The organism is Streptomyces sp. NRRL WC-3605 (genome assembly GCF_001509795.1).
In the GTDB taxonomy this organism is placed as follows: Bacteria; Actinomycetota; Actinomycetes; order Streptomycetales; family Streptomycetaceae; genus Streptomyces; species Streptomyces viridochromogenes.
The window spans coordinates 53,100-78,043 of sequence record NZ_LLZN01000013.1; the positions used below are offsets into that span (position 1 = coordinate 53,100).

General features: G+C 70.6%; 29 protein-coding genes, 1 tRNA gene, 1 pseudogene and 1 riboswitch. Of the genes and pseudogenes, 11 read left to right on the top strand and 20 right to left on the bottom strand.

The window, feature by feature from the left end; genetic code table 11:
• Window positions 1-23: 23 nt before the first annotated feature.
• The 3 genes from sugE to ADL34_RS04545 form a co-directional block, all read right to left on the bottom strand.
• Window positions 24-344 carry a quaternary ammonium compound efflux SMR transporter SugE gene (gene sugE, locus ADL34_RS04535; RefSeq protein WP_062665174.1) on the bottom strand — a complete coding sequence of 107 codons (321 nt, stop codon included), beginning with the start codon at window positions 342-344 and terminating at the stop codon, window positions 24-26.
• Window positions 345-380: 36 nt separating this feature from the next.
• Window positions 381-450: riboswitch (guanidine-III (ykkC-III) riboswitch) on the bottom strand.
• Window positions 451-513: 63 nt separating this feature from the next.
• Window positions 514-870 (bottom strand): GroES family chaperonin, encoded by a 357-nt coding sequence (locus ADL34_RS04540; protein ID WP_062665178.1) that lies wholly within the window; start codon window positions 868-870, stop codon window positions 514-516.
• A 51-nt stretch (window positions 871-921) separates the two neighbouring features.
• Window positions 922-1,251 carry a DUF3618 domain-containing protein gene (locus ADL34_RS04545; RefSeq protein WP_062665179.1) on the bottom strand — a complete coding sequence of 110 codons (330 nt, stop codon included), beginning with the start codon at window positions 1,249-1,251 and terminating at the stop codon, window positions 922-924.
• Window positions 1,252-1,345: 94 nt separating this feature from the next.
• Between ADL34_RS04545 and bcp the strand changes: the two genes are divergently transcribed.
• The 4 genes and pseudogenes from bcp to ADL34_RS04565 all read left to right on the top strand — a co-directional run bounded on the left by bcp (window position 1,346) and on the right by ADL34_RS04565 (window position 3,223).
• Window positions 1,346-1,813 (top strand): thioredoxin-dependent thiol peroxidase, encoded by a 468-nt coding sequence (bcp, locus tag ADL34_RS04550; protein WP_062665180.1) that lies wholly within the window; start codon window positions 1,346-1,348, stop codon window positions 1,811-1,813.
• Window positions 1,814-1,968: 155 nt separating this feature from the next.
• Window positions 1,969-2,469 (top strand): annotated as a pseudogene (locus tag ADL34_RS04555) (HNH endonuclease signature motif containing protein); the annotation flags it as partial.
• Window positions 2,466-3,161 carry an HNH endonuclease gene (locus ADL34_RS04560; RefSeq protein ID WP_079034020.1) on the top strand — a complete coding sequence of 232 codons (696 nt, stop codon included), beginning with the start codon at window positions 2,466-2,468 and terminating at the stop codon, window positions 3,159-3,161. The pseudogene ADL34_RS04555 and the gene ADL34_RS04560, both read left to right, overlap by 4 nt.
• A tRNA-Leu gene (locus tag ADL34_RS04565) sits at window positions 3,140-3,223 on the top strand. The genes ADL34_RS04560 and ADL34_RS04565 overlap by 22 nt, the downstream gene beginning before the upstream one ends.
• Window positions 3,224-3,280: 57 nt before the next feature.
• Here the strand turns inward: ADL34_RS04565 and rdgB are convergent.
• The 4 genes from rdgB to ADL34_RS04585 all read right to left on the bottom strand — a co-directional run bounded on the left by rdgB (window position 3,281) and on the right by ADL34_RS04585 (window position 5,537).
• Window positions 3,281-3,883: an RdgB/HAM1 family non-canonical purine NTP pyrophosphatase gene (gene rdgB / locus ADL34_RS04570; RefSeq protein WP_062665181.1), complete on the bottom strand. Its 603-nt coding sequence runs from the start codon at window positions 3,881-3,883 to the stop codon at window positions 3,281-3,283.
• Window positions 3,884-3,917: 34 nt separating this feature from the next.
• A complete protein-coding gene (locus tag ADL34_RS04575; RefSeq protein WP_062665182.1) occupies window positions 3,918-4,322 on the bottom strand; it encodes a hypothetical protein in 405 nt (134 codons plus the stop codon).
• Window positions 4,323-4,468: 146 nt separating this feature from the next.
• Window positions 4,469-5,215 (bottom strand): ribonuclease PH, encoded by a 747-nt coding sequence (gene rph, locus ADL34_RS04580; RefSeq protein ID WP_062665184.1) that lies wholly within the window; start codon window positions 5,213-5,215, stop codon window positions 4,469-4,471.
• An 88-nt stretch (window positions 5,216-5,303) separates the two neighbouring features.
• Window positions 5,304-5,537: a glucose PTS transporter subunit EIIB gene (locus tag ADL34_RS04585; protein ID WP_030943649.1), complete on the bottom strand. Its 234-nt coding sequence runs from the start codon at window positions 5,535-5,537 to the stop codon at window positions 5,304-5,306.
• 176 nt (window positions 5,538-5,713) lie between these two features.
• On the opposite strand from ADL34_RS04585, the gene ADL34_RS04590 reads away from it, so the two are divergent.
• Together ADL34_RS04590 and ADL34_RS04595 are read left to right on the top strand one after the other, a co-directional pair.
• The gene (locus ADL34_RS04590) at window positions 5,714-7,003 is read left to right on the top strand and encodes a PTS transporter subunit EIIC (RefSeq protein ID WP_062665185.1); all 1,290 of its coding nucleotides are present in this window, start codon (window positions 5,714-5,716) and stop codon (window positions 7,001-7,003) included.
• 162 nt (window positions 7,004-7,165) lie between these two features.
• Complete coding sequence (locus ADL34_RS04595) at window positions 7,166-8,419, top strand: PTS transporter subunit EIIC (protein WP_062665186.1); 1,254 nt, start codon at window positions 7,166-7,168, stop codon at window positions 8,417-8,419.
• A 78-nt stretch (window positions 8,420-8,497) separates the two neighbouring features.
• On the opposite strand, the gene ADL34_RS04600 is transcribed toward ADL34_RS04595, so the two are convergent.
• Complete coding sequence (locus tag ADL34_RS04600; protein WP_062665187.1) at window positions 8,498-9,250, bottom strand: MBL fold metallo-hydrolase; 753 nt, start codon at window positions 9,248-9,250, stop codon at window positions 8,498-8,500.
• Between the two features lie 221 nt (window positions 9,251-9,471).
• Here ADL34_RS04600 and ADL34_RS04605 point away from each other — a divergent pair, with 221 nt between their 5' ends.
• On the top strand, window positions 9,472-9,930 hold the full coding sequence (locus ADL34_RS04605; RefSeq protein WP_062665292.1) for a type II toxin-antitoxin system PemK/MazF family toxin: 459 nt from the start codon (window positions 9,472-9,474) through the stop codon (window positions 9,928-9,930).
• Window positions 9,931-9,942: 12 nt separating this feature from the next.
• Here ADL34_RS04605 and ADL34_RS04610 read toward each other — a convergent pair whose 3' ends face one another.
• The 7 genes from ADL34_RS04610 to clpS all read right to left on the bottom strand — a co-directional run bounded on the left by ADL34_RS04610 (window position 9,943) and on the right by clpS (window position 14,833).
• Window positions 9,943-10,893: a PLP-dependent cysteine synthase family protein gene (locus tag ADL34_RS04610; protein WP_062665189.1), complete on the bottom strand. Its 951-nt coding sequence runs from the start codon at window positions 10,891-10,893 to the stop codon at window positions 9,943-9,945.
• 5 nt (window positions 10,894-10,898) lie between these two features.
• Complete coding sequence (locus tag ADL34_RS04615; protein WP_062665190.1) at window positions 10,899-11,177, bottom strand: MoaD/ThiS family protein; 279 nt, start codon at window positions 11,175-11,177, stop codon at window positions 10,899-10,901.
• A gap of 113 nt (window positions 11,178-11,290) precedes the next feature.
• Window positions 11,291-11,386, bottom strand: a complete 96-nt coding sequence (locus ADL34_RS37095) for a putative leader peptide (protein WP_309544746.1) — start codon at window positions 11,384-11,386, stop codon at window positions 11,291-11,293.
• A 136-nt stretch (window positions 11,387-11,522) separates the two neighbouring features.
• Window positions 11,523-11,945: a Mov34/MPN/PAD-1 family protein gene (locus ADL34_RS04620; protein ID WP_062665191.1), complete on the bottom strand. Its 423-nt coding sequence runs from the start codon at window positions 11,943-11,945 to the stop codon at window positions 11,523-11,525.
• Window positions 11,946-12,103: 158 nt separating this feature from the next.
• Window positions 12,104-13,543 (bottom strand): amino acid permease, encoded by a 1,440-nt coding sequence (locus tag ADL34_RS04625; RefSeq protein WP_062665192.1) that lies wholly within the window; start codon window positions 13,541-13,543, stop codon window positions 12,104-12,106.
• 351 nt (window positions 13,544-13,894) lie between these two features.
• Window positions 13,895-14,503: a DUF2017 domain-containing protein gene (locus ADL34_RS04630; protein WP_062665196.1), complete on the bottom strand. Its 609-nt coding sequence runs from the start codon at window positions 14,501-14,503 to the stop codon at window positions 13,895-13,897.
• A 12-nt stretch (window positions 14,504-14,515) separates the two neighbouring features.
• On the bottom strand, window positions 14,516-14,833 hold the full coding sequence (gene clpS / locus ADL34_RS04635) for an ATP-dependent Clp protease adapter ClpS (RefSeq protein ID WP_055623360.1): 318 nt from the start codon (window positions 14,831-14,833) through the stop codon (window positions 14,516-14,518).
• Between the two features lie 91 nt (window positions 14,834-14,924).
• Between clpS and ADL34_RS04640 the strand changes: the two genes are divergently transcribed.
• Window positions 14,925-16,283 carry a nicotinate phosphoribosyltransferase gene (locus ADL34_RS04640; RefSeq protein ID WP_062665202.1) on the top strand — a complete coding sequence of 453 codons (1,359 nt, stop codon included), beginning with the start codon at window positions 14,925-14,927 and terminating at the stop codon, window positions 16,281-16,283.
• Between the two features lie 134 nt (window positions 16,284-16,417).
• Window positions 16,418-17,008, top strand: a complete 591-nt coding sequence (locus ADL34_RS04645) for an isochorismatase family protein (RefSeq protein WP_062665208.1) — start codon at window positions 16,418-16,420, stop codon at window positions 17,006-17,008.
• Window positions 17,009-17,031: 23 nt separating this feature from the next.
• On the opposite strand, the gene ADL34_RS04650 is transcribed toward ADL34_RS04645, so the two are convergent.
• Together ADL34_RS04650 and ADL34_RS04655 are read right to left on the bottom strand one after the other, a co-directional pair.
• On the bottom strand, window positions 17,032-17,397 hold the full coding sequence (locus ADL34_RS04650) for a hypothetical protein (RefSeq protein ID WP_062665210.1): 366 nt from the start codon (window positions 17,395-17,397) through the stop codon (window positions 17,032-17,034).
• A gap of 158 nt (window positions 17,398-17,555) precedes the next feature.
• The gene (locus ADL34_RS04655; RefSeq protein ID WP_062665212.1) at window positions 17,556-19,901 is read right to left on the bottom strand and encodes an immune inhibitor A domain-containing protein; all 2,346 of its coding nucleotides are present in this window, start codon (window positions 19,899-19,901) and stop codon (window positions 17,556-17,558) included.
• Between the two features lie 389 nt (window positions 19,902-20,290).
• Between ADL34_RS04655 and ADL34_RS04660 the strand changes: the two genes are divergently transcribed.
• Window positions 20,291-20,548, top strand: a complete 258-nt coding sequence (locus ADL34_RS04660; protein WP_086871270.1) for a hypothetical protein — start codon at window positions 20,291-20,293, stop codon at window positions 20,546-20,548.
• Window positions 20,549-20,555: 7 nt separating this feature from the next.
• Here the strand turns inward: ADL34_RS04660 and ADL34_RS04665 are convergent, their stop codons facing one another.
• A complete protein-coding gene (locus tag ADL34_RS04665) occupies window positions 20,556-21,293 on the bottom strand; it encodes an RDD family protein (RefSeq protein WP_062665217.1) in 738 nt (245 codons plus the stop codon).
• Between the two features lie 89 nt (window positions 21,294-21,382).
• On the bottom strand, window positions 21,383-22,828 hold the full coding sequence (locus tag ADL34_RS04670) for an RDD family protein (protein ID WP_062665219.1): 1,446 nt from the start codon (window positions 22,826-22,828) through the stop codon (window positions 21,383-21,385).
• A 262-nt stretch (window positions 22,829-23,090) separates the two neighbouring features.
• Between ADL34_RS04670 and ADL34_RS04675 the strand changes: the two genes are divergently transcribed.
• Complete coding sequence (locus ADL34_RS04675) at window positions 23,091-23,504, top strand: SsgA family sporulation/cell division regulator (RefSeq protein ID WP_062665223.1); 414 nt, start codon at window positions 23,091-23,093, stop codon at window positions 23,502-23,504.
• Between the two features lie 19 nt (window positions 23,505-23,523).
• On the opposite strand, the gene ADL34_RS04680 is transcribed toward ADL34_RS04675, so the two are convergent.
• Entirely contained in the window at window positions 23,524-24,930 is a 1,407-nt protein-coding gene (locus tag ADL34_RS04680) for an FAD-binding oxidoreductase (RefSeq protein WP_062665225.1), read from the bottom strand.
• Between the last annotated feature and the right edge of the window lie 14 nt (window positions 24,931-24,944).

The following is a 24,944-nucleotide window of genomic DNA, read 5'->3' on the forward strand; positions in this document are numbered from 1 at the left end:
CCGGGACGGCCCCTGCCGGCCTCTCAGTGGCCGCTGGTCGCCTTCAGCCCCACCACGGCGACCAGCAGCAGACACACGAAGAAGATCCGCGCCGCCGTGGCCGGCTCCCCCAGCACCACCATGCCGACCACCGCGGCACCGGCAGCGCCGATACCGACCCACACCCCGTAGGCCGTACCGATCGGCAGGGACCGGGCGGCGTACGACAGCAGCAGCATGCTCGCGACGATGCCCGCGCCGGTGAACAGGCTGGGGACGAGCCGGGTGAAACCGTCGGTGTACTTCATGCCCACCGACCAGGCGACCTCGAGCAGACCGGCGACGACGAGCAGCACCCAGGCCATGACAGGCACCTTCCGAGACGAGACGACGTGGAACGCGGTGCGTCGTCTTTGCCTTCATCCCGGTACGGCGCGTCTCGTCGGGCGCCTTCCACGCTAGCAAGCCCGTCGGGAGCCCACGGAAAAGGGGCCGGTGACGATCGTCACCGGCCCCTCGAACCGACCCCTCACCTCACAGATACAGCCCCGTGGAGTCCTCCGACCCCTCGAACCGGTCGGCGGCCACCGCGTGCAGGTCGCGCTCGCGCATCAGCACGTACGCGACGCCGCGCACCTCCACCTCGGCACGGTCCTCCGGGTCGAACAGGACCCGGTCGCCCGCCTCCACGGTCCGTACGTTCTGCCCCACCGCGACGACCTCGGCCCAGGCCAGCCGGCGGCCCACGGCGGCCGTCGCGGGGATCAGGATGCCGCCACCGGAACGCCGCTCGCCCTCGCTGGTGTCCTGCCGCACGAGTACACGGTCGTGCAGCATCCGGATGGGCAGCTTGTCGTCCTGGGTGCTGTGCTCGTTTCTGTTGGCGCTCACGCCTCGAACCTACCTGCCTCTGCCACCTGTGTACGCCGCCGGGTCGCGCCCTCAGCCCTTGCGGCGCCGGGTGCCGAGGGCCAGCAGCCCGACCAGTCCTACCGCCACGAGCGCGACCGGCACGATGCGCTCCAGACGGGGCGCGCCGTCCTCGTCCGTGAACCTGGCCTTGACGTCGCTCACGGCCCGGTTCGCGCCCACGTAGGCGCGGCCGAGCGTGTGGTCGATGTTCGCCACGACCTTGGCCTTGGCGTCGCCGACGATCGTCTTCGGGTGCACACGCACCCCGATCTCGTCGAGCGTCTCCGCCAGCACAGCACGGCGGGCCTTGATGTCCGCCTCGATCTGTGCCGGGGTCCTGGTGTCCGACGTGTCCGCCACCGTACGGCCTCCGAAGTGAACTGATGATGTTTCCGGACAGTCTGTCAGCTCCACGGCGAACCGCACCGTCAGGCTCCCCGGTTACGCTTGTTCGATGAGCGAGCGACTCCAGCCGGGGGACGTGGCCCCCGCCTTCACCCTTCCCGACGCCGACGGCAACGAGGTGTCCCTCTCGGACCACAAGGGCCGCAAGGTCATCGTCTACTTCTACCCCGCCGCCCTGACGCCCGGCTGCACCAAGCAGGCCTGCGACTTCACGGACAACCTGGAGCTCCTGGCCGGCGCCGGCTACGACGTCATCGGGGTATCCCCCGACAAGCCGGAGAAACTCGCCAAGTTCCGCGAGAAGGAGTCCCTGAAGGTCACGCTGGTGGCCGACCCGGACAAGAAGGTACTGGAGGCGTACGGCGCCTTCGGCGAGAAGAAGCTCTACGGCAAGACGGTGGTCGGCGTCATCCGCTCCACGGTCGTCGTCGACGAGGAGGGCAAGGTCGAACGAGCCCTCTACAACGTCAAGGCCACGGGCCACGTCGCCAAGATCATCAAGGACCTGGCCATCTGACGCCTGCTCCCGCGCCCCGACGGCTTCCACCCGGTCACCCCGGTGGGAGCCGTTCCGCTTTTCCTGGGGTGACGATCCGACGATCGGCTCGTTGATCCGTACGAGCCACGAACGGGTGACCGAGGGCGGGGAGGGGCGCGATGGGGGCGGATAGGGAGCGTGGAGGCGTGAAGTGGACGCGAGACGTGCTCCAGGGGGCGGTCACGGCGTCGACGAACATGTCCGAGGTCCTGCGCCACCTCGGCCTGGACGTGGTCGGCGGCCACCACACCCACATCAGCCGCCGGATCAGGGCGTACGGGATCGACACGTCGCATTTCAACCCGGTCGTCCGCACCGAACGGCAACGCGACAACCGGCGGCGCCGGACGGCCGAGGAGATCCTCACCGTGCTCACAGCGGAGCGGGCCGGCCGCGTGCCGGGCTCTCGCCTCAAACGCGCGATGCGGGAGAAGGGCGTGCCGGAGCGGTGCGCGCTGTGCGGTGCCGAGGGCATGTGGCTCGGCGAACCCCTGCCGCTCGAGGTCGACCACATCGACGGCGACTGGCGCGACAACCGGCTCGAGAACCTGCGCCTCCTGTGCCCCAACTGCCATGCGACGACCGACCGCTACCGCGGACGCGGCACACGGCGCGCCCGGGAGCGGGCCTCATGAGCGCGGGCACTCGGTACGACCGGGAGCGGCTGGCGGAAGCCGCCCGCCGGTGCGGCGACATCGACGAGGTCATCGTCTTCCTGGGGACGCGACCATACGCCAATCTGCGTCGCTACCTGCTGGCGCGTTTCGCCCGCTTCGGCATCGACGTCTCGCATTTCCGGCCCTGCGGCAGACGTCCGCGGCCCTCGCGCGAGGAGCTGAGCGCGGCGGTCGCGGAGTCGTCGTCGCTCGCCCAGGTCCTGCGGCGGCTCGGGCGTACGGTCAACGGCACCCAGAGCGCCCGGCTGCGCGCCTGGCTGGCCGAGGAGGGGATCGACACCGCGCACTTCCTGGGGAAGGCCCATCAACGCGGCAGGCCGGCCCTGAACGCCAAGAGCCCGCAGGAGGTGCTGGTCCGGCACGACCGCGCTCACCGGACCGAGTCGAGCCGCCTGCGCCGGGCGCTCCTGGCGACCGGTGTCCCGGAGCGGTGTGCGCGGTGCGGCGTGGGTCCCGAGTGGCTGGGCAAACCCATGACGCTGGAGGTCGACCACATCAGCGGGGACTGGCGGGACGACCGGCGGGAGAATCTGCGGCTGCTGTGTCCCAACTGCCACGCGCTCACGGGGACCTGGTGCAGGGGAGGCGCCGGGCCGCCGGGGTCTGCCGGTACGATGACAGACGCCTGGCGGCGGTGGTGCAATGGCTGACACAGCAGGTTTAGGTCCTGTGGCCCTTAGCGGGCTTGAGGGTTCGAATCCCTTCCGCCGCACTTGAACGGCCTGCGTTTCGAAGATCGAGACGCAGGCCGTCGCCGTTGCCGTGAGTCTCAGCCCAGCAGTTCCCGCACCACCGGTGCCAGGGCCCGGAACGCCTTGCCGCGGTGGCTGATGGCGTTCTTCTCGTCCGGGGTGAGTTCGGCGCAGGTGCGGGTGTCGCCGTCGGGCTGGAGGATCGGGTCGTAGCCGAAGCCGTTGGTGCCGGCGGGGCGGTGGCGCAGGGTGCCGCGGAGCCGGCCCTCGACGACGCGTTCGGTGCCGTCGGGGAGGGCGAGGGCGGCCGCGCAGGCGAAGTGGGCGGCGCGGTGGGGGTCGGCGATGTCGCCGAGCTGGGCGAGGAGCAGGTCGAGGTTGGCCTGGTCGTCGCCGTGCCTGCCGGCCCAGCGGGCGGAGAAGATGCCGGGGGCGCCGCCGAGGACGTCGACGCAGAGGCCGGAGTCGTCGGCGACGGCGGGGAGGCCGGTGGCCTGGGCGAGGGCGTGGGCCTTGAGGAGGGCGTTCTCGGCGAAGGTGACGCCGGTCTCCTTGACGTCGGGGATCTCGGGGTAGGCGTCCGCGCCGACGAGGTCGTGGTCGAGTCCTGCGTCGGCGAGGATCGCCCGGAGTTCGGTGATCTTTCCGGCGTTGCGGGTGGCGAGGATCAGGCGGGTCATGGCCCCCAGTATGGCCAACGGCGGATTCGGCCGGTCAGGGCGTGCAGACCTTGGTGAGTTCGCCGGCGGCGTCGGTGACGGGGCTGATGTCGGGGGTCTCGTCGCCGTTCTTGACGGCGTCGCGGACGTTGGTGACGGCCTTCTGGAGGTCGTCGACGGCCTTGTTCACGTCGGCGTCGTCGGTCTGGTCGCCGATCTCGCCGAGGTTCTTGTCGATGGAGGTCAGCGATTCCTCGAGCTGGGTCGGGTCGTTGCTCGCGTTCTCCACGGCCTGCTGGAGTTCGGTGACGCTGTCGGCGATGGCGTCGGCGGTGCGGACGCAGTCCATCGCCTTGCCGACGGCGTCGCAGCCGGTGGTGAGTCCGGCGGTGAGGGCCAGTGCCGCGACGGCTGCGGCGGCTGTGGCGATGCGGCTCCGGCGGCGTCGGCTGGTGGCCATGGTGGACGTTCCCCTCCCTGCGCGGGCCTCGCGGGCCCCCGTGCACTGGCCGGGCGTACGGCGGTGTGCCGTACGCCCGTACCCGTAGTGACGCCGGGGAAGGCGGTGCGGTTGCCCGCGGCCGTCCTCGTGTCTTGGTTTGTTCTTTACTGTTCGAGGGAGGTGTCGAGGGCCTTGCGCTGGAGGTCGGCGAGTTCGCCGCAGCCGGCGACGGCGAGGTCGAGCAGGGTGTTGAGTTCGTCGCGGGCGAAGGGTTCGGCCTCGGCGGTGCCCTGGACCTCGACGAAGCGGCCGTCGCCGGTGCAGACGACGTTCATGTCGGTGTCGGCCTTGACGTCTTCCTCGTAGCGCAGGTCGAGGAGGGGGACGCCGGCGACGATGCCGACGGAGACGGCGCTGACGGTGCCGGTGAGCGGCTTGCGGCCGGGCTTGATGAGCTTGCGGCCCTGGGCCCAGGCGATGGCGTCGGCGAGGGCGACGTAGGAGCCGGTGATGGCGGCGGTGCGGGTGCCGCCGTCGGCCTGGAGGACGTCGCAGTCGAGGACGACGGTGTTCTCGCCGAGGGCCTTGTAGTCGATGACGGCGCGCAGGGAGCGTCCGATGAGGCGGCTGATCTCGTGGGTGCGGCCGCCGATCTTGCCGCGGACGGATTCGCGGTCGCCGCGGGTGTTGGTGGCGCGGGGCAGCATGGCGTACTCCGCGGTCACCCAGCCTTCGCCGCTGCCCTTGCGCCAGCGCGGGACGCCTTCGGTGAAGGAGGCGGTGCACAGCACCTTGGTGTCGCCGAAGGAGACGAGGACGGAGCCTTCTGCGTGCTTGCTCCAGGCGCGTTCGATGGTGACCGGGCGGAGCTGGTCGGGGGTGCGGCCGTCGATGCGGGGCTGTGAGGACATGGCGTGAGCCTAGCGGGACCGGAAGAAGGGCCCGTCCCGTGTGGGGAGGGGCCCTTCAGGGGGTGAAGCCGGGGACGATGCCCGCGCTTCACATCATGTCTTCGATCTCCGCGGCGATCGGGTCGGCGTCGGTGCCGATGACGACCTGGATGGCGGTGCCCATCTTGACGACGCCGTGGGCGCCGGCGGCCTTGAGGGCGGTCTCGTCGACGAGCGAGGCGTCGCTGACCTCGGTGCGGAGACGGGTGATGCAGCCCTCGATCTCCTCGATGTTGTCGATGCCGCCGAGCCCGGCGACGATCTTCTCAGCCTTGCTGGCCATGTTCCCTCTCCCTGATCCGAACCGCTTTGTCGCAGTAACCCACAGTTGGCCCATCTTCGCGAGCGGTCGTGCCGTCTGTGTCGAAGGATGGCCTTCACGACAGCGGAACCGTCCGCGACTGGTCTACACCACCAGGGGGACGGCCGACAAACCGCCCGGCGACGACAGGGGTTCGGATGGCTGCCGACAGTACGGTCTCCCCCGGGCGGGCGCGCTGGAACGCCCTGTTCCAGGGGTTGCAGAAGATGGGGCGCAGTCTTCAGCTCCCCATCGCCGTGCTGCCGGCCGCGGGCATCCTGAACCGGCTGGGGCAGCCGGATGTGTTCGGGGACGACGGTCTGGGGTGGACCGATGTCTCGCGGGTGATGGTGGGCGCGGGCAGCGCGCTGCTCGACGGCGCGCTCGGCCTGCCGCTGTTGTTCTGTGTGGGTGTGGCCATCGGCATGGCGCGCAAGTCGGACGGTTCGACGGCGCTGGCGGCGGTGGCGGGGTTCCTCGTGTACTACACGGTGCTGCGGCAGTTCCCGGACGACTGCGCGGAGGGCTCCAAGGCGGTCCCGAACGTGGGCTGTCAGTTGCAGGACGGCTCGGTGACGGTCTTCGAGTTCCAGAATCCGGGGGTGTTCGGCGGGATCGTCATGGGGTTGCTGACGGCCTTCTTCTGGGCGCGTTATCACCGGACGAAGCTGGTGGACTGGCTCGGCTTCTTCAACGGCCGGCGGCTGGTGCCGATCATCATGGCGTTCGTGGCGATCGCGTTCGCGGCGCTGTGCCTGTGGGTGTGGCCGCCGATCGGTGACGCGCTGGAGAGCTTCAGCGACTGGATGAGCGATCTGGGCGCGTGGGGCGCGGGTGTCTTCGGTGTCGCGAACCGGGCGTTGCTGGTGGTGGGGCTGCACCAGTTCCTGAACGTGCCCATCTGGTTCCAGTTCGGGACGTTCACCACGCCGGACGGGCGGGTGGTGCACGGTGACATCAACATGTTCCTGGCGGGTGACCCGGACGCCGGTCAGTTCACGTCGGGTTTCTTCCCGATCATGATGTTCGCGCTGCCGGCGGCGGCGCTGGCGATCACGCACTGTGCGAGGCCGCGGCGCCGCAAGGAGGTCGGCGGTCTGATGCTGTCGGTGGCGCTGACGTCGTTCGTCACGGGGATCACGGAGCCCATCGAGTACTCCTTCCTGTTCGTGGCGCCGCTGCTGTACGCGGTGCACGCGGTGCTGACGGGTGTGTCGATGGCGGTGACGTGGGCGCTGGGGGTGCACGACGGGTTCAGCTTCTCGGCGGGGCTGATCGACTACGTCATCAACTGGAACCTGGCGACGAGACCGTGGGCGATCATCCCGATCGGTCTGTGCTTCGCCGCCCTCTATTACGCGATCTTCCGTTTCGCGATCACGAGGTTCGACCTGAAGACGCCGGGCCGGGAGCCGGAGGAGGAGGTGGAGGACGTCACCAAGGGCTGACAGCCCGTGAGGGGCTCCGGGGGGCCTCCACAAAGGTCCGAATAAGGCGGGATAACGGTCCGGGCAACGCTCGGGAATCGCGGGTTCCTTATCGCACCTTCATCGTGTACAACAGGTCTACACCACTGAGTGGTGTAGACCACCACCCGATGGAGGAAGTCTATGAGTACCGCCACCTCGCCAACGGCGGCCCCCACGAAGAAGTGGGGATCAGGCCTGATCCAGGGCCTTCAGAAGGTCGGCCGCAGTCTTCAGCTCCCGATCGCCGTGCTGCCGGCGGCCGGTCTGCTGCTCCGCTTCGGCCAGCCCGACGTCTTCGGCAAGGACGGACTCGGCTGGGACAAGGTCGCCGCCGTGTTCGCCACCGCGGGCGGGGCGATCTTCGACAACCTTCCGATGCTGTTCTGCATCGGTGTCGCGATCGGCTTCGCCAAGAAGGCGGACGGCTCGACCGCCCTGGCCGCCCTCGTCGGCTTCCTCGTGTACAGCAACGTCCTCAAGGCGTTCCCCGTCACCGAGGCGAAGGTCCAGGACGGCGCGGACATAGCCGCGACCTACAACAACCCCGGTGTCCTCGGCGGCATCATCATGGGTCTGCTGGCCGCCGTGCTGTGGCAGCGCTACCACCGCAAGAAGCTGGTGGACTGGCTGGGCTTCTTCAACGGCCGCCGCCTGGTCCCGATCATCATGGCCTTCGTCGGCACCGCGATGGGTGTCTTCTTCGGTCTGGTCTGGGAGCCGATCGGTGAGGTCATCGCCGACTTCGGCGAGTGGATGACCGGCCTCGGCGCCTTCGGCGCGGGTCTGTTCGGCCTGATCAACCGTGCGCTGATCCCGGTCGGCATGCACCAGTTCGTGAACACCGTCTCCTGGTTCCAGCTCGGCGACTTCAAGGACGCCGCCGGTGAGATCGTCCACGGTGACCTGAACCGCTTCTTCGCCGGTGACCCGACCGCCGGTCAGTTCATGTCCGGCTTCTTCCCGATCATGATGTTCGGTCTGCCGGCCGCCGCCATCGCCATCGCCCACAGCGCCCGCCCCGAGCGCCGCAAGGCCGTGATGGGCATGATGGTCTCGCTGGCGCTGACCTCCTTCGTGACCGGTGTGACCGAGCCGATCGAGTTCGCGTTCATGTTCATCGCCCCGGTGCTGTACGTGATCCACGCGGTGCTCACCGCCCTGTCGATGGCGGTCACCTGGGCGCTCGGCGTCCACGCGGGCTTCACCTTCTCCGCGGGCTTCATCGACTACGCGCTCAACTGGAACCTGGCGACCAAGCCTTGGCTGATCATTCCGATCGGCCTGGTGTTCGCGGCGATCTACTACTCCGTCTTCCGCTTCGCCATCACGAAGTGGAACCTCCCCACCCCGGGCCGCGAGCCCGAGGAGGAGGTCGAGGACCTCACCAAGGCGTGAGCCACACGGCATGACGAAGGCCCCGGAACCGGGAGGGTTCCGGGGCCTTCGCCGTGCCACCGGCGGAAGAGCCGGGCGTCAGATCTCGTACGTCCGGCCGGGCGCCGCCAGCGTCACCGGGCCGTCGTAGACCTCGCGCGCGTCCGCCAGGTTGACCTCGGGGTCGGTCCACGGCGGGATGTGGGTGAGGACCAGGCTCCGGGCGCCCGCGCGGGCCGCCGACTGCCCCGCCTCGCGCCCGTTGAGGTGCAGGTCGGGGATGTTCTCCTTGCCGTGCGTGAAGGCGGCCTCACACAGGAACAGGTCGGCGTCGCGGGCGAGTTCGTCCAGGGCGGTGCTGATGCCCGTGTCGCCGGAGTAGGTCAGCACCCGGCCACCGTGCTCGATCCGGATGCCGTACGCCTCCACCGGGTGGGCCACGCGTTCCGTGTGCACCGTGAACGGGCCGATCTCGAAGGTGGACGGCTTGACCGTGTGGAAGTCGAAGACCTCGCTCATGGAGGAGGCGGTGGGGGTGTCCGCGTAGGCCGTGGTCAGGCGGTGCTCGGTGCCCTCGGGGCCGTAGACCGGGATGGGGTCGCAGCGGCCGCCGTCGTGCCGGTAGTAGCGCGCCACGAAGTACGCGCACATGTCGATGCAGTGGTCGGCGTGCAGGTGGCTGAGGTAGATCGCGTCGAGGTCGTAGAGACCGCAGTGGCGCTGCAGCTCGCCCAGGGCGCCGTTGCCCATGTCGAGGAGCAGCCGGAAGCCGTCGGCCTCGACGAGGTAGCTCGAGCAGGCCGATTCCGCGGACGGGAACGACCCCGAGCAGCCGACGACGGTGAGCTTCATGAAACAGAAACCTCCGCTGGCGGAAATCCGAAGATCGGGGATGGGGGGCGTCGGGGGTCGTGCGGTTTGTCGAGCGTAAGGCGCAAAACCTCCGGTCGCTCCTCCGCGCAGCTCTGTTGTGGGCGAACTCACCTGTGGTGTCACGCGTTCGGCTGGACCCGGGGCGCACGAGGGGTGCGCGGCGGCGCGCGGGCAGGGTGGGCGCCGGTATGTTCGGGGTTATGGACACGTCATGGTGGCCGGCGCTCGGTGCGGTCGTCCTGCTCGCGTTGGTCGCCACGCTCGTTGACGGGTGGGGGCGGGGGCGTAGGCCGCGGACCCGGCCGCCGGGGCGTCCCCGGGGGCGCGCGAGGGGGCGGGTGCCGGCGCGGCTGCCGGAGCCGGCGGAGATCTGGTGGGCGAACGTGCCCTACGAGGACCGGCCGGGGGCCAAGGACCGGCCGTGTCTGGTGCTGGCGGTGCGCGGGCAGCGCGTCACGGTCGCCAAGATCACCAGCAGGAACCGCGCCGAGCGCGGCGGTGTCATCGCGCTGCCGCCGGGGTCGGTCGGGGACGCCGGGGGCCGGGCGAGCTATCTGGAGACGGGTGAGCTGCGGGTCGTCCCGGTGCGGGACTTCCGGCGGCGGGTCGGGGTGATGGACCCGGCCGTGTGGGACCAGGTCCGTCACCTGTCGTCGTGACCGCGGGGGCGGTCAGGCCCAGAGCTGGCCCTGGAGGGTTTCGATGGCTTCCTCCGTCGTCGCGGCCGTGTAGACGCCCGTCGACAGGTACTTCCAGCCGCCGTCGGCGACGACGAACACGATGTCGGCGCTCTCCCCCGCCTGCAGCGCCTTCTTCCCGACGCCGATCGCGGCGTGCAGGGCGGCGCCGGTGGAGACGCCCGCGAAGATGCCCTCCTGCTGGAGGAGTTCCCGGGTGCGGGTGACCGCGTCGGCGGAGCCGACCGAGAACCGGGTGGTGAGGACCGAGGCGTCGTACAGCTCGGGGACGAAGCCCTCGTCGAGGTTGCGCAGGCCGTAGACGAGGTCGTCGTAGCGCGGTTCGGCGGCGACGATCCTCACGTCGGGCTTGTGCTCGCGCAGGTAGCGGCCGACGCCCATGAGCGTGCCGGTGGTGCCGAGGCCCGCCACGAAGTGGGTGATGGAGGGGAGGTCGGCGAGGATCTCCGGGCCGGTCGTCGCGTAGTGCGCGCCCGCGTTGTCCGGGTTGCCGTACTGGTAGAGCATCACCCAGTCCGGGTGCTCGGCGGAGAGTTCCTTGGCGACCCGTACGGCGGTGTTGGAGCCGCCCGCGGCGGGGCTGGAGATGATCTCCGCGCCCCACATGCCGAGCAGGTCCCGGCGCTCCTGCGAGGTGTTCTCGGGCATGACGCACACCATGCGGTAGCCCTTGAGCTTGGCCGCCATGGCGAGGGAGATGCCGGTGTTGCCGCTGGTCGGCTCCAGGATGGTGCAGCCCGGGGTGAGCCGGCCGTCCTTCTCCGCCTGCTCGATCATGTGCAGGGCGGGCCGGTCCTTGATCGAGCCGGTGGGGTTGCGGTCCTCCAGCTTGGCCCAGATCCGGACGTCGTCGGACGGCGACAGCCGCGGCAGGCACACCAGGGGGGTGTTGCCGACCGCGGCGAGGGGGGAGTCGTACCGCATCCCGATCAGGCCATACCGCCGGCCACGGCCGGCAGGATCGTGACGTTGTCGCCGTCGCTGAGCTTGGTGTTGATGCCGTCGAGGAAGCGGACGTCCTCGTCGTTCAGGTAGACGTTGACGAAGCGGCGCAGCTGGTCGCCGTCGACGATGCGCGCCTGGATGCCCGTGTGGCGGGTCTCGAGGTCGGCGAACAGGTCGGCGAGGGTCTCACCGCTGCCCTCCACCGCCTTCTGACCGTCGGTGTAGGTGCGGAGGATGGTCGGGATGCGGACCTCGATGGCCATGGGTCGGGGCTCCTGTCGGGAGTAGTCGGTCGGGGCGCGCGGCAGCGCTGGGAGTGCATCGGTGCGTGAGTGCGGCGCCGCGGCTCACGGCCGGACGGCGGCAGGGGAACGCGTCAACAGATGGCGCTGGCGAGCCTGCACAGGTCGACGTGCAGCCGCGCCACGAGCAGCATGCCCGGCGTCTTCCCGCTCACGTCGTGGAGAACCATGGGGTCATCGTATCGATTCCCGGTCCGGGTCCTGGAATGTGATCCCACATCGCGGACGGTGACGGGTCGCGTGGTGAGACCGGGCCCCGCGGACCGGGTCCTCGAGGGGCCGGTTCCGTCGTACGGGGCCGGGTGGTCAGTAGGACTCGACGATCCTGACCTCCTCCTCCGTGACCTCGCCCTCGAGGATGCGGAAGGAGCGGAACTGGAACTCGCCGAGGCCGTCGGTGTCGGCCGTGGAGACGAGGACGTAGTGGGCGCCGGGCTCGTTGGCGTAGGAGATGTCGGTGCGCGACGGGTACGCCTCGGTGGCCGTGTGCGAGTGGTAGACGATCACCGGCTCCTCGTCGCGGTCGTCCATGTCGCGGTAGAGCTTGAGCAGGTCACCGGAGTCGAACTCGTAGAACGTGGGGGACATCGCCGCGTTCAGCATCGGGATGAAGCGTTCGGGGCGGTCGGAGCCGGCCGGGCCCGCGACGACTCCGCACGCCTCGTCCGGGTGGTCCTTGCGCGCGTGGGCGACGATCTGGTCGACGAGGGCCTGGGTGATGGTCAGCATGCGGCCAGGATAAGCAGAGGGGCCGCCCCGTACCGAGGGTTGGTACGGGGCGGCCCACATGCCGGACGTGCGGTCACGTCCCGGGGGCGCGGACGCCCTGAGCGGCGGGCGCGGAGGGCACCACGAGTGCTCCCCGCGACCGGGCGTCCGCGCGTGGATCAGCCGACCTTCTCCAGCTCCGGCTCCTCGCCGCCGCGCGTGGCGATGCCGGGGTTGCGGCTCTTGAGGACCGACCAGCCGACGCCGAGGGCCACGGCCCAGCCGGCGGCGACGTAGAGGCAGACCCGCGCGTCCTTGTCGTACGCGATCATGCAGGTCACGCCGATGAGGAAGAGCAGCGCGACCCAGCTGAAGAGGGCGCCGCCGGGGGCGGGGAAGGACGAGGCGCGCAGCCGGCCCGCGTCGACGGCGGCACGGTAGCGGATGTGGCTGACGAGGATCATCATCCAGGTCCAGATGCCGGCCGCGGTGGCGACGGAGGTGACGTAGAGGAACGCCTTCTCCGGGACGACGTAGTTGAGGATCACGCCGATGCCCATGAGCGCCACGGAGACGGTGATGCCGATGGCCGGCGTCTTGCGGCTGTTGAGCTTGCCGAACGCCTGCGGGGCCTCGCTGTTGGCGGCCAGGTCGCGCAGCATGCGGCCGGTGGAGTACATGCCGGAGTTGCAGGACGACAGGGCCGCGGTGAGGACCACGAAGTTGACGATGCCGGCGGCGAGCGGGATGCCGATCTTGCCGAAGGCGTGCACGAAGGGGCTCTCGCCGGCGGAGAACTCGGTCCACTTCACGACGGAGAGGATCACCAGCAGCGCGCCGACGTAGAAGACGATGATGCGCCAGGGCAGCGTGTTGATGGCCTTGGGCAGGGTCTTCTCGGGGTTCTCGGACTCGCCCGCGGTGACGCCGACCAGCTCGACGGCGAGGTAGGCGAACATGACGCCCTGGAGGGTCATCAGGCTGGAGCCGATGCCGTTGGGGAAGAAGCCGCCGTGCGACCAGAGGTTGGAGGCGGCGGCGGTGTCACCGGCGTCGGAGAAGCCCAGGGTGAGCACGCCGAGGCCGATGACGATCATGCCGATGATGGCCGTGACCTTGACCATCGAGAACCAGAACTCGACCTCGCCGAAGATCTTGACGGAGATCAGGTTGACGCCGAAGAGCACCACGAGGAACACCAGGGCGCTGACCCACTGCGGGATCTCCGGGAACCAGAAGTGGATGTAGATCGCGGCGGCCGTCAGTTCGGCCATGCCGGTGACCACCCACATGAGCCAGTACGTCCAGCCCGTGACGAAGCCGAAGAACGGGCCGAGGAACTCCCGGGCGTACTCGGCGAAGGAGCCGGAGACGGGCCGGTACAGGAGCAGTTCGCCCAGGGCCCGCATGATGAAGAAGATGACGACGCCCGCGAGGGCGTACATGAGGATGATGCTGGGTCCGGCCTTTGCGATGTTCGCACCGGCACCCATGAACAGGCCGACGCCGATGGCGCCGCCGATCGCGATCATCTGGACCTGACGGCTGCCGAGACCGCGCTCGTACCCCTCTTCGGGGGCACCCGTGGCCGTCTCGTCGGTGACCTTCGAAGAGGTCATGTTGTGTGCGCCTTTCTCCATGCCGACCCGGGCCTTTCGTCGGCCGCGGATCGGGTCTCGACCCCCCCGGATTGCTGGAGCTGTGCCCGGCCGGCGATCCGCCGGCCCTGTGGCGCACCCGGCCGAACATTCGGGTGGTGCTCGGCGGGCGGTCGTGAAGATTTATCACGGCGGCAACGGTGATCGGCGGGGGCACGTGTGGCGCATCCCACAAGGAGAACCGGACAAAATCACCGCCGCCCCGCATAGCGGGTGGCGGCGGTGACGAGATCGTTATCCGGATTTGAGCGTCCGCTGAGCGAACACAGAACCCTTACATATCGGCACGGAACGGTCGCATGACCGGGTGGATCAGGGCATGAGGGTGGCGACCAGGGTCTCCTGGAGGCCGCCGAGCCACAGATAGGCCATCACCATCGGCTTGCGGGAGTCCTCGTCGGGGAGGCGGTACAGCAGGTCGGTGTCGTCCTCGTCGGTGATCTCCAGCCGGGAGCCGATGGCCAGGCGCAGGTCGTTGAGGGCGCTGAGCCACTGCTGGGACTCCTCGGTGGACAGCTTGAGCACCGCGCCGCCCTCGCCGGCGCTCTCGGCGTTGAGCGCGTCCAGGGTGCGCACCACCGCGAGCGCGTTCTCCCGCTTGCCGGCGCGCAGGTCGTTCTCCGTGTACCGGCGGAACTCGGCGGAGTACGCCCGCTGTTCCTCGGCCTCCTGGGCCTGCGGGGTGCCCTCGGGGTCGCTGTAGGCGTCGGGGAACAGGCGCTTGAGCACGGGGTCGGAGGGCGGCTCGCTGGGGCCGTCAACGAACAGCTCGGCGAGCGGGTCGTCGGAGGCGTCGCCGGCCGGGCCGGGTCCGATGAGTTCCAGCAGCTGGACGGCCAGCGACCGGATGATGGAGATCTCGACTTCGTCGAGAGCGACGGCGGCGCCGCCGCCGGGGACGGGTTCGAAGGTTCCTGGCATGGAGACGATTCGCTACTTCCGGTCCTGCTGGAGGGTGGCCCACAGGCCGTAGCCGTGCATGGCCTGCACGTCGCGTTCCATCTCCTCGCGGGATCCGCTGGAGACGACCGCCCGGCCCTTGTGGTGGACGTCGAGCATGAGCTTGGTGGCCTTGTCCTTGCTGTACCCGAAGTACGTCTGGAAGACGTACGTCACGTAGCTCATGAGGTTGACCGGGTCGTTGTGGACGATCGTGACCCAGGGGACGTCGGGCTCGGGGACGGCGAACACTTCCTCCGCCGACTCGGTGCGTTCGATCTCTAGGGGAGCGGGTGACGTCACAGTGCCCATGCTGCCACCGCAGGGGGGTGGTCGCACAAATCCCCGGCCCTCCCCACCCCCAAATCGTCAGACTGACGAAATGGGGGTACGATGCGTTGCCATGAACACAGCGGACCTTGGGCTGCCGGTGGAAGTCCCCTCGACGGCGCTCTTCACCGACCAGTACGAGCTGACGATGCTGCAGGCCGCGCTGCGCGCGGGCACCGCCGAGCGGCGCAGCGTGTTCGAGGTCTTCACCCGGCGCCTGCCGCACGGCCGGCGCTACGGCGTGGTGGCCGGCACCGGACGCGTTCTGGACGCCGTGGAGAACTTCCGCTTCGACGCGGACGTCCTCGGCTTCCTGCGCGAGCGGGCCGTCGTCGACGAGCCGACGCTGCGCTGGCTGGCGGACTACCGCTTCTCCGGGGACATCTGGGGCTACCCGGAGGGCGAGGTCTACTTCCCGGGCTCGCCGATCCTGCGGGTGGAGGGCAGCTTCGCCGAGTGCGTGCTGCTGGAGACGGTGATCCTCTCCATCCTCAACCACGACTCGGCGATCGCCGCGGCGGCCTCCCGGATGTCCGCGGCGGCCGGGGACCGTCCGCTGATCGAGATGGGGGCCCGGCGCACCCATGAGCTGGCCGCGGTGGCCGCCTCCCGGGCCGCCTACATCGGCGGCTTCACCTCCACCTCCGACCTGGCCGCCGGCTTCCGGTACGGCATCCCGACCGTCGGCACCAGCGCCCACGCCTTCACGCTGCTGCACGACCAGGAGCGGGACGCCTTCCGGGCCCAGGTGGACTCCATGGGCCGCGGCACCACGCTGCTGGTCGACACCTACGACGTCGCCGAGGCGGTCCGTACGGCCGTGGAGGTCGCCGGACCCGAGCTGGGCGCCGTCCGCATCGACTCGGGCGACCTGCTGCTGGTCGCGCACCGGGTCCGCCAGCAGCTGGACGAGCTGGGCGCGACCGGCACGAGGATCCTCGTCACCTCCGACCTGGACGAGTACGCCATCGCCTCGCTGGCGGCGGCGCCCGTGGACGCGTACGGCGTCGGCACCCAGCTGGTGACCGGGTCCGGGCACCCGACGGCCTCCATGGTCTACAAGCTGGTCGCCCGCGCCGAGTCCGCCGACGCCTCGGCACCGCTCGTGCCGGTGGCGAAGCGGTCGACGGGCGGAAAGACCTCCGTCGGCGGCCGCAAGTGGGCGGCGCGCCGGCTCGACGCCGAGGGGGTCGCGGAGGCCGAGGTGATCGGCACCGGGCCGGTGCCCGCCGAACTCGCCGGCCGGCAGCTGCTGGTCCAGCTCGTCAAGGGCGGGGACGTCGTGGCGCGCGAGCCGCTGGACGCCGTACGGAACCGGCACGCGCAGGCCCGCGCCGACCTGCCGCTGTCCGCGATGCAGCTGTCCCGGGGGGAACCCGTCATTCCGACGGAGTACGCCCACGAGCGGCCGGGTAGCCAGACGGGGGCGTGAAACGGGCGCGCCCGCAGTGCCCGCTCCATGCCCCCTCCCGCACCGCACACGAAGTCTCTAGGCTCGGAGGTTCACGGCCGGGCCCGCCGATCCACCGTCCCGACCTCAGCGTCCATAACCGAAGGACACCGCCCATGCGCCGCGCCTTGATCGTCGTAGACGTGCAGAACGACTTCTGCGAGGGAGGCAGCCTCGCGGTGGCCGGTGGCGCCGACGTGGCCGCCGCCGTGACGGAGCTGATCGGCCAGGCGGCCGGGTCCGGCTACCAGCACGTCGTGGCCACGCGCGACCACCACATCGCGCCGGGCGGCCACTTCTCGGCCCATCCCGACTTCGTCCAGTCGTGGCCGGCGCACTGTGTGGCGGGCACCGAGGGCGTGGGCTTCCACCCGAACTTCGCGCCCGCGGTCGCCTCCGGCGCGATCGACGCCGTCTTCGACAAGGGGGCGTACGCCGCGGCGTACAGCGGGTTCGAGGGCGCCGACGAGAACGGCGTACGGCTCGCGGACTGGCTGCGGGCCCGGGAGGTCACCGAGGTGGACGTGGTGGGCATCGCCACCGACCACTGTGTGCGGGCCACGGCGCTGGACGCGGCGCGCGAGGGCTTCCGTACGCAGGTGCTGCTGGACCTGACCGCCGGAGTGGCCGCGGAGACCACCGAGCGGGCGCTGGAGGAGCTGCGCGAGGCCGGGGTGGAGCTGACCGGCAAGCCCGTGGTGGCGTAGCCCCCGGGGGGCCGCGAGGCCCGCTACGGCTGGGCGGGGGCGGCGGGGCGGCGCATCAGGGCCCGGATGGGGTGCCAGAGCTCCTGGGCCGGTCCCGGGACGGGCTGCGGCACGGCGGGGACGACGTCCGGGCAGGGGGCCGTGCGCCATATCAGGCCGTCGGGGTGGTGCAGGACCGCCGTGATCTCGTCCGGGGTCGGCGGGGCGGCGTTCCCCCGCAGGTAGACGGCGCGCATGCCCAGGTTGCGGAGCCTGGTCAGGGCTCGGGCGCGGTTGCGGGCGTGCACCAGGACACGGACGCTGCCCGTGCCGTCGGCGGTGGGTCTGGGCAGGTTCAGCGCCACCACCACGCTGCCGGTCGGCAGCTTGCAGAAACCTCCTGCGGCCATACGGTCACACCCCCGTGCGATGCGGTGTCGAGGTCGGGTCCGGCTCCGGTGCCGGAGCCGGTGTCAATAACGGAAGCACAGGGTGCACCTAAACACGACCGGCGGCAACCCCGCCAGGGGGCTGCCGCCGATCATGCTCTGACCTGCAGTTTTACTTCTTACTTCGCCGCAGGGCCCACTTCGAGCTCGATCGTGGAGCCGTCCTTGGCCTCCTTGACGATCTTGATCTTGGTGTTGGTGTCAGTGATCTTGACACCCGCGGAGGGGTTCGACGCGTCGTAGTAGGTGTTGGTGCGGTCGTTGAAGACCCCCACACCCGGACGCGACGGGATCTTCGCGGCGACGTCCGCGTTGTGCAGCGTCATGCCGTCCGTGCGGAAGGTGCTGAACGGGGAGTCGTAGGCCTGGATGCGGTTGCGCATCAGCGTGCCGTTCGTCCACTTCAGCTGGGTCGGGTGCGAGTCGATCGGCAGGATCAGACCGGCACCCGGGTGCTGGCTGGTGTTGTTGTCCAGCTGCGAGGTGTCCCACTTCCAGATGAGCAGACCGTTCTGGTAGGCGTAGTGCTCCACCCAGTCCGGACGGGTCGTCGAGAAGCCGAAGTTGTACGGGCCCGTCTTCAGCGTCTTGTCGTACGACACGTACTGACGGTTCTCGGCGATGTAGTACTGGGCGTAGTCGTCCGTGATGGACGCGCCGATGCGCGAGAAGCCCTTCTTCGCCCAGGCGTCGTCGGCGGTCTCGGCGTCGTCCGAGAACACCGCCGAACCGTCGGCGGTCACCGCGATGTTGTCGGCCGTGAAGCCCTTCTGGGCCACGCCGCCGTCCGTCTGGTAGCGGAAGCGCAGGTCGACCTTCTTGCCCGCGTACGCGTCGAGCGGGAAGACCAGCTTCTTCCAGGCGCCGGAGGTGCCGTCGATCGCGGACTTGCCGCTGGCGTCCTTGCCGAGGGCGGTGCCGTCGGCGGTGCCGTCCAGGGCCGTCCAGTTGGCGCCGCCGTCGGTGGACACCTCGGTGTAGAGGTAGTCGTAGCCGGCCTCGATGTCCCACCAGCCGTCGAGGGTCAGCGAGGCGGCCGACTTGCCGGTCAGGTCGACCGAACGGGTCAGCGTGTTGGAGAGGCTGTCACCGCTGCCGCTCCACCACTGGTTCTCGCCCTGCGCCGGCTGGACGATCTCGGTGGTGACCTTCTTCTTCGGCAGCTCGACCACGAGGGCCTGCTTGTGCTTGGTGTTGTACTCGGCGACACCCAGCTTGTGCCACGAGTTCGTGGCGGCCTTGGCCGTGTCGTACTTCAGCCAGCCCAGCTGCAGCTTGTCCCAGGCGGTCATGTCGCCGGGCAGGTCGCCGATCTCCTTCTTGCCGGTGCCCAGCCAGGAACCGGAGGACATCAGCGTCCAGAACCCGGTGGAGTTCTCGCCGCCCTGCGTGTCGTAGAGGTCCGGCAGACCGAGGTCGTGGCCGTACTCGTGCGCGTAGACGCCGAGGCCGCCGTTCTCCGGCTGCACGGTGTAGTCGCCGACCCAGATGCCGGTGTTGCCGATCTGGGCGCCGCCCAGCTTGTTCTGCGCGGGACCGGTGGCACCGGCGTCCGTGCCGAACGCGTACCAGCGGTGCGCCCAGATGGCGTCCGTGCCCTGGACGCCGCCGCCCGCGGACTCGTCCTCACCGGCGTGGACGATCTGGAAGTGGTCGATGTAGCCGTCCGGCTCGTTGAAGTCGCCGTCGCCGTCGAAGTCGTAGCGGTCCCACTGGTCGAACTGGGCGACGTCGTCCTTGATCTGCGCGTCGGTGCGGCCGGCCGCCTTCTGCTGCGCGACCCAGGAGTTCAGGCCGTCGCTGACGATGTTCCAGACGCTGGAGCAGTTCGTGTCGCCGCAGGCGTTGTTGCCGTAACGGGCCTCGTTGTAGGGCACCTTGACCCAGTCCGAGACCTCGCCGTCGACCGAGTAGCGGCCCGAGGACTGCTTCTCGTAGTACTTCTTGACCGACTCGGTCTTCTTGCCGGTGCCGAAGTACATGTCCTGGAAGTGCTGGCGGTTGTAGTCCGCCTTCCAGGCCGTCGAGTTGTCCTTCTTCGGGTCCGGCTTGGCTATCTGGTTGTGCAGCGGGCCGGGGGTGCCACCGAACTGGCTGATCTGGTCGCCGAACTCCACCAGGATCGTGAAGATCTTGTCGGTCTTCTCGCGGCCCAGCTCGACGTACTTGCTGTCGCCCTTCTTGCTCTTGAGCTCGACGACCTTCGAACCGTCGCGGTTCTTCACCTTGCTCTTGCCCGAGATGACCTGGTTGAGCGCTTCCTGCCGCTGCGCCTCCACGGTCTTGCTCAGGGGGCCTTCGAGGTCGTGGTCGGCGTGCTGCCGGTCCGCCGGGTCACGACGGTCCACGGAGGCCGGTGCGCCTTCGTCGGCCTGAGCCACCGCGAAGGTCGAGAACGTCGCCGCGGCTGTCGCGAGCGCGACGGCGGTCGCCGCCGTACGGAACGTCCAGGGTCTACTGGTCACTTGAGATCCTCCCCCGCGTTCGGGCGCGCGGAAGGAGGGTCCTGGTCAACATAGGATCCGCGCGCACGTGATCAACGCGTGTAGTCAAGTGACGTCATTTGACTAGAGGTTAAGCAGAAAAAACAGACCTTGACTTGAACAGGTCAATTGCACTATGCGGAGTGACTGTCCAGTTACCGAACGGCGGCCGGAGGACGGGCGCGCACCGCCGTCCACCTGGTGGACGCCATGAATCCGTGCGCCCCCCGTGCACCGGCACTGTTGGTCAGGTCACGCTTACCGAACGTTCCTCTCGGGCATGGACGCCGTTAGAGTCGGATGGCGGAACGCCCGGACGTCGGCGCAAAGCCAGGCCGAATCCCCCGTGCACCCCCGATTCCGAGGACACGATGACCATGCCTCGTCCGACTGCCGCACAGCTCGCCTACGGCTCGTGCACCGTGGTCTTCTCGACGCTCGCCATGCTGCTGCTCTCACAGACCGGTTCGGGCGCCGGGATCGCGATCATCGCCTTCGCCGCGATGCTGCTCGGACTCCTGGTCGCCATGACGGTGCCCGTGCCGCGCGGGTCCCGTGTGGTGACGGTGGGCCGCTCCGCCGGGGCGGAGCGGGAGAAGACCGAGGAGCCCGCCCTCAGCAAGTCCTGACCCGCGCTCACGCGTCCGTGCTGACGACCACGGTCTTCGCCGCCTTGTCGTGCAGACCCTGCTTGTAGGGCCGGTCGAAGAAGCTCCAGCCGCCGGCGATCGCGGTCCAGATACAGGCGCAGCAGAACGCGAACGGGATCCACAGCACCAGCGAGCGGATCAGCGTGGTCTGCACCGAGGGCGTGGCCCCGTTGTCGAGGTTGGCGACCCGCAGGTGCAGCAGCTTCTTGCCGAGCGTCTGACCGGTCCGGGAGATCATGACCGTGTCGTAGCCGACGAACAGCACGGCGGCGATCAGCGACTGGGCGAAGGACTTCCCGAACTGCACCTTGTCGGTGTCCACGTCCAGCTCGGTGACCCCGAACCCCCAGGTGATCAGCCAGACGACGACCGCCACCAGGATCAGGTCGATGAGCCGGGCCAGCGTGCGCTTGCCGCTGTCGGCGAGCGGCGGCATCCCGGCCAGCGGGTCGGCGGGCCCGCCTCCGTACGGGCCGCCGCCTCCGTACGGGCCGCCGCCGTCGTAGGGACCGCCGCCGTACGGGCCACCGCCACCGGGCGGGGGCGGGGGCGGCTGACCGCCGTAGGGACCGCCCTCACCGCCGGGTGGCGGCGGGGGCTGCCCGCCCTGGGGCGGCTGGTCGCCGTACGGCCCGCCCGGGCCGCCGCCGGGCGGGGGCTGCTTCCTGAACGGGTCGTCGTCCGGGGGCTGCGGGCCGGGGCCGGGAGGCGGTTCGCTGCTCATGGCCCGAGTCGACCGCGAACGGCACAGCCGCGCATCCGGCACGGGGCCGTCCGGAGTACGGAATCATCCGGGCCGGACGGCGGACCCGCTCATCCGGCGACGAACGTACGGGCTGCCTTGTCGTGCAGGCACTGGTGCCAGGGCCGGTCGAACAGGCACCACAGAACGCCGACCACCCCGACGACGAGCACGCCCGGCACGCTGTACACGAGCCATCGGCGCACCGCAGCGCCGTACTCCGGCGGCTCGTGCGCCTCGATGTCGCGCACCTCCAGGCCGAACAGCTTTTTGCCCAGCGTGCGGCCCCACTTGGCGGTGGGCACGGCCTCGTAGAGCCCGCCGGCGACCAGCAGCACGGCCAGGATGATGCCGAGGTAGACCGACGTGGTGCCGTCCAGCAGCCAGACGGTGACGGTCCGTCCGGAGAGCTTGGCCGCCTCGATCTTGTCGTCGACGTGGTCGAGCGCCTTGCCGCCGAGCGGCACGGCGGCCACCGCCGTGACGGCGGCGAGCACCACGGTGTCCACCAGCCGGGCCGCGAGCCGCTTGCCGAGGCCGGCGGGCCGGGCCGCGGCCTGCCGCAGGGCGGCCGCCGCGAACGGGTCCTCCCGCACGGGCTTCCACGGGGCGACCGGGGGCCGGCCCTCGGCGGACGGCGGCCGGACGTCGGCGCCCGGCTCCGCGAGCCGGTGGACCTGCTGCGCCCAGGAGGACTGACCGCCGCCGGGACCCGGCGCGATCGGCGCCCCGGAGGCGGCGGGAGCGGCGGGCGCGGGCTGCGGTCCGCCCGACTGCTGGGGGATGCCCGGCGTGGCCTGCTGGGGGCCGGCAGGAGGCGCGGGGGCGGGCTGGGCGGCGGGCGGGACCGCGGGCGTCCCCTGGGCCGGCGAGGGGGCCGCGGCGGCCTTGCCGGCGCTGAAGCCGGGGCCCTGCGGGGCGTTCGCCGCCGCGCCCGACGCGGCGGAGGGTGCCGCGGAGGGCGGCTCCTGCGTGCCGCCGCGCGGGTTCACCGCGCGGATGGCCATGGTGCCGGGGTCGGGGGCCGCGGCGGACCGCGCTCCCCCGCCGTCCGTCACGGGCCGGCGCATCATGAAGGTGTCGGGCGTGGGTCCGCCGCCGGACTCCGCCTCCGGCTCGGCGGGCGCCGGGACACGCGGGTCGGCGCCCTCCTGCTGGGCACCCCAGGAGACCCGGCGGTCCTGGTCGCCGCCGAACCCGGTCTGCCGGGAGCGGTCGGCGCCCCAGGCGGAGGCGGGTTCGGGGCGGCTGCCGTGCTGGGCCTCGCCGGGGGCCTGCCGGGCGACCGGGTCCTCGTCGAAGAAGTGCGGGCCGGTCTCCTCTACCTGGGCCGGGGCGTCGGCCGGCCGGGCGCCCGGCGGCGGGGCGAGCGGCTCGCCGTCGGTCGGGGCGGGACGGCTGGTGCCCGGCACCCAGGAGGCGCCGTTCCAGTACCGGACATATCCAGGAATGGACGGGTCCGGGTAATACCCTTCGCGGGGCCGGTCGTCACCGGGGGCCGGGGTTGGGGCGCTCATGTCCGTCGTCCGGTATCTGCTCGTGGGTCACTACGGGGGCTCCACATCTATCAGACGGACGCACCCGCCACCGCCGGTCCTACGGGACCCGCCCCTTTCCGGGCAACCTCGTGCACGTACGTCACAGGTACGAAAGCCCGGCGGGGGGCCGGGCCGGAAAAAAGTCCGCCCGAGTCGCGTAATGCGACGCGGGGTCGTCCCTCTCCACTCGTACGGGGCCCACCCGGGGAACCCGTACGTGTCACGAGAGAGGACCCCTGCCATGTCCCACACCGTCGTCGAGCGCGAACTGGAGCTGCGGCTCATCCTGTCGCCCGAGCGCAGCGTCCCCGTCCCGGCCCGGCTGGGCTACCACAGCGACGACCCCTACGCCGTCCACGTCACCTTCCACATCACCTCCGCGCAGCCCGTGCACTGGACGTTCTCCCGCGATCTGCTGGTCGAGGGGGTGTTCCGCCCGTGCGGGCACGGGGACGTGCGGGTGTGGCCGACGAAGTCGGAGGGCCGCAGCGTGGTGCTGATGGCGCTGAGCTCGCCCGACGGGGACGCCCTGCTGGAGGCGCCCGCCGCGCAGGTGTCGGCCTGGCTGGAGCGGACGCTGCGGGTGGTGCCGCCGGGCACCGAGGCCGGCCAGCTCGGGATCGACGACGCGCTCGACGAGCTGCTCGCCCGGTGACGGGCGCCCAGGGGGCGGGTCAGAACAGCTTGCCGGGGTTGAGGAGGTCCAGCGGGTCGAAGACCCGCTTGATCCCTCGCTGCATCTCGATCCCGACGGGGCCGATCTCGCGGGCCATCCACTCCTTCTTCAGCACGCCCACGCCGTGCTCGCCGGTGATGGTGCCGCCGAGTTCCAGGCCGAGCGCCATGATCTCGTCGAACGACTCACGGGCGCGCCGGGACTCGTCGGGGTCGGCGGCGTCGAAGCAGACGGTGGGGTGGGTGTTGCCGTCGCCCGCGTGCGCGACGACCCCGATGGTGAGGCGGTGCCGGTCCGCGATCCGCTCCACGCCCTCGATCAGGTCGCCGAGCCGGGAACGCGGCACGCACACGTCGTCGATCATGGTGACGCCCCGGACCGCCTCCAGCGCGGTGAGGGACAGCCGGCGTGCCTGGAGCAGGAGTTCGGACTCGGCGGCGTCGTCCGCCGGGACCACCTGGGTGGCGCCGGCCGCCTCGCACAGCGCGCCGACGGCGGCGAGGTCGGCGGCCGGGTCGGGGGTGTCGAAGGCGGCCAGCAGCAGTGCCTCGGTGGTCTCCGGCAGCCCCATCTTCGCCATGGCGTTGACGGCCGCGACGGTCGTACGGTCCATCAGCTCCAGCAGCGACGGCACATGTCCGCCGGCCATGATCCGGCACACCGCGTCGCAGGCGGCGGCCGCGGAGGCGAACTCGGCGGCCAGCACGAGCTGCTGGGGCGGCTTGGGGCGCAGCGCGAGCACCGCCCGCACGACGATGCCGAGCGAGCCCTCGGAGCCGACGAAGAGCCGCGTCAGGTCGTAGCCCGCCACGCCCTTGGCGGTGCGGCGGCCCGTGCTCATCAGGCGTCCGTCGGCGAGGACGACGTCGAGGCCGAGGACGTACTCGGCCGTCACCCCGTACTTCACGCAGCACAGCCCGCCCGAGGCGGTGCCGATGTTCCCGCCGATGGTGCACATCTCCCAGCTGGAGGGGTCCGGCGGGTAGTACAGGCCGTGCTCGCCCACCGCGCGGGAGAGCGTCGCGTTGACGACGCCGGGCTCCACGACGGCGATCCGGTCGACCGGGTTGATCTCGAGGATGCGGTCCATCTTCGTCAGGGACAGCACAATGCAGCCGTCGGAGGCGTTGGCGCCGCCCGACAGGCCCGTGCGGGCGCCCTGCGGGACGACGGGGACGCGCAGCGCGGTGGCGGTGCGCATCACGTGCTGGACCTCTTCGACGGTGCGCGGGAGCACGACGACGGCGGGCGTGCCGGCCGGGCAGAAGCTCGCCATGTCGTGTGCGTAGGAGGCGGTGACGTCGGTGTCGGTGAGGACGGCCTCGGCGGGCAGACCGGCGAGCAGCCGTTCGGTGAGGTCACCCAGGGCCTGGTCGGGTGCGGCTTCGGTACGGCTCATGATCACAGCGTGACACCCGG

Bases quoted from the DNA above. Each gene is read 5' to 3' on its own strand.
- sugE (WP_062665174.1), bottom strand. From the start codon at position 344: ATGGCCTGGGTGCTGCTCGTCGTCGCCGGTCTGCTCGAGGTCGCCTGG.
- bcp (WP_062665180.1), top strand. From the start codon at position 1,346: ATGAGCGAGCGACTCCAGCCGGGGGACGTGGCCCCCGCCTTCACCCTT.
- ADL34_RS04560 (WP_079034020.1), top strand. From the start codon at position 2,466: ATGAGCGCGGGCACTCGGTACGACCGGGAGCGGCTGGCGGAAGCCGCC.
- rdgB (WP_062665181.1), bottom strand. From the start codon at position 3,883: ATGACCCGCCTGATCCTCGCCACCCGCAACGCCGGAAAGATCACCGAA.
- ADL34_RS04575 (WP_062665182.1), bottom strand. From the start codon at position 4,322: ATGGCCACCAGCCGACGCCGCCGGAGCCGCATCGCCACAGCCGCCGCA.
- rph (WP_062665184.1), bottom strand. From the start codon at position 5,215: ATGTCCTCACAGCCCCGCATCGACGGCCGCACCCCCGACCAGCTCCGC.
- ADL34_RS04585 (WP_030943649.1), bottom strand. From the start codon at position 5,537: ATGGCCAGCAAGGCTGAGAAGATCGTCGCCGGGCTCGGCGGCATCGAC.
- ADL34_RS04590 (WP_062665185.1), top strand. From the start codon at position 5,714: ATGGCTGCCGACAGTACGGTCTCCCCCGGGCGGGCGCGCTGGAACGCC.
- ADL34_RS04595 (WP_062665186.1), top strand. From the start codon at position 7,166: ATGAGTACCGCCACCTCGCCAACGGCGGCCCCCACGAAGAAGTGGGGA.
- ADL34_RS04600 (WP_062665187.1), bottom strand. From the start codon at position 9,250: ATGAAGCTCACCGTCGTCGGCTGCTCGGGGTCGTTCCCGTCCGCGGAA.
- ADL34_RS04605 (WP_062665292.1), top strand. From the start codon at position 9,472: ATGGACACGTCATGGTGGCCGGCGCTCGGTGCGGTCGTCCTGCTCGCG.
- ADL34_RS04610 (WP_062665189.1), bottom strand. From the start codon at position 10,893: ATGCGGTACGACTCCCCCCTCGCCGCGGTCGGCAACACCCCCCTGGTG.
- ADL34_RS04615 (WP_062665190.1), bottom strand. From the start codon at position 11,177: ATGGCCATCGAGGTCCGCATCCCGACCATCCTCCGCACCTACACCGAC.
- ADL34_RS37095 (WP_309544746.1), bottom strand. From the start codon at position 11,386: ATGGTTCTCCACGACGTGAGCGGGAAGACGCCGGGCATGCTGCTCGTG.
- ADL34_RS04620 (WP_062665191.1), bottom strand. From the start codon at position 11,945: ATGCTGACCATCACCCAGGCCCTCGTCGACCAGATCGTCGCCCACGCG.
- ADL34_RS04625 (WP_062665192.1), bottom strand. From the start codon at position 13,543: ATGACCTCTTCGAAGGTCACCGACGAGACGGCCACGGGTGCCCCCGAA.
- ADL34_RS04630 (WP_062665196.1), bottom strand. From the start codon at position 14,503: ATGCCAGGAACCTTCGAACCCGTCCCCGGCGGCGGCGCCGCCGTCGCT.
- clpS (WP_055623360.1), bottom strand. From the start codon at position 14,833: ATGGGCACTGTGACGTCACCCGCTCCCCTAGAGATCGAACGCACCGAG.
- ADL34_RS04640 (WP_062665202.1), top strand. From the start codon at position 14,925: ATGAACACAGCGGACCTTGGGCTGCCGGTGGAAGTCCCCTCGACGGCG.
- ADL34_RS04645 (WP_062665208.1), top strand. From the start codon at position 16,418: ATGCGCCGCGCCTTGATCGTCGTAGACGTGCAGAACGACTTCTGCGAG.
- ADL34_RS04650 (WP_062665210.1), bottom strand. From the start codon at position 17,397: ATGGCCGCAGGAGGTTTCTGCAAGCTGCCGACCGGCAGCGTGGTGGTG.
- ADL34_RS04660 (WP_086871270.1), top strand. From the start codon at position 20,291: ATGACCATGCCTCGTCCGACTGCCGCACAGCTCGCCTACGGCTCGTGC.
- ADL34_RS04665 (WP_062665217.1), bottom strand. From the start codon at position 21,293: ATGAGCAGCGAACCGCCTCCCGGCCCCGGCCCGCAGCCCCCGGACGAC.
- ADL34_RS04670 (WP_062665219.1), bottom strand. From the start codon at position 22,828: ATGAGCGCCCCAACCCCGGCCCCCGGTGACGACCGGCCCCGCGAAGGG.
- ADL34_RS04675 (WP_062665223.1), top strand. From the start codon at position 23,091: ATGTCCCACACCGTCGTCGAGCGCGAACTGGAGCTGCGGCTCATCCTG.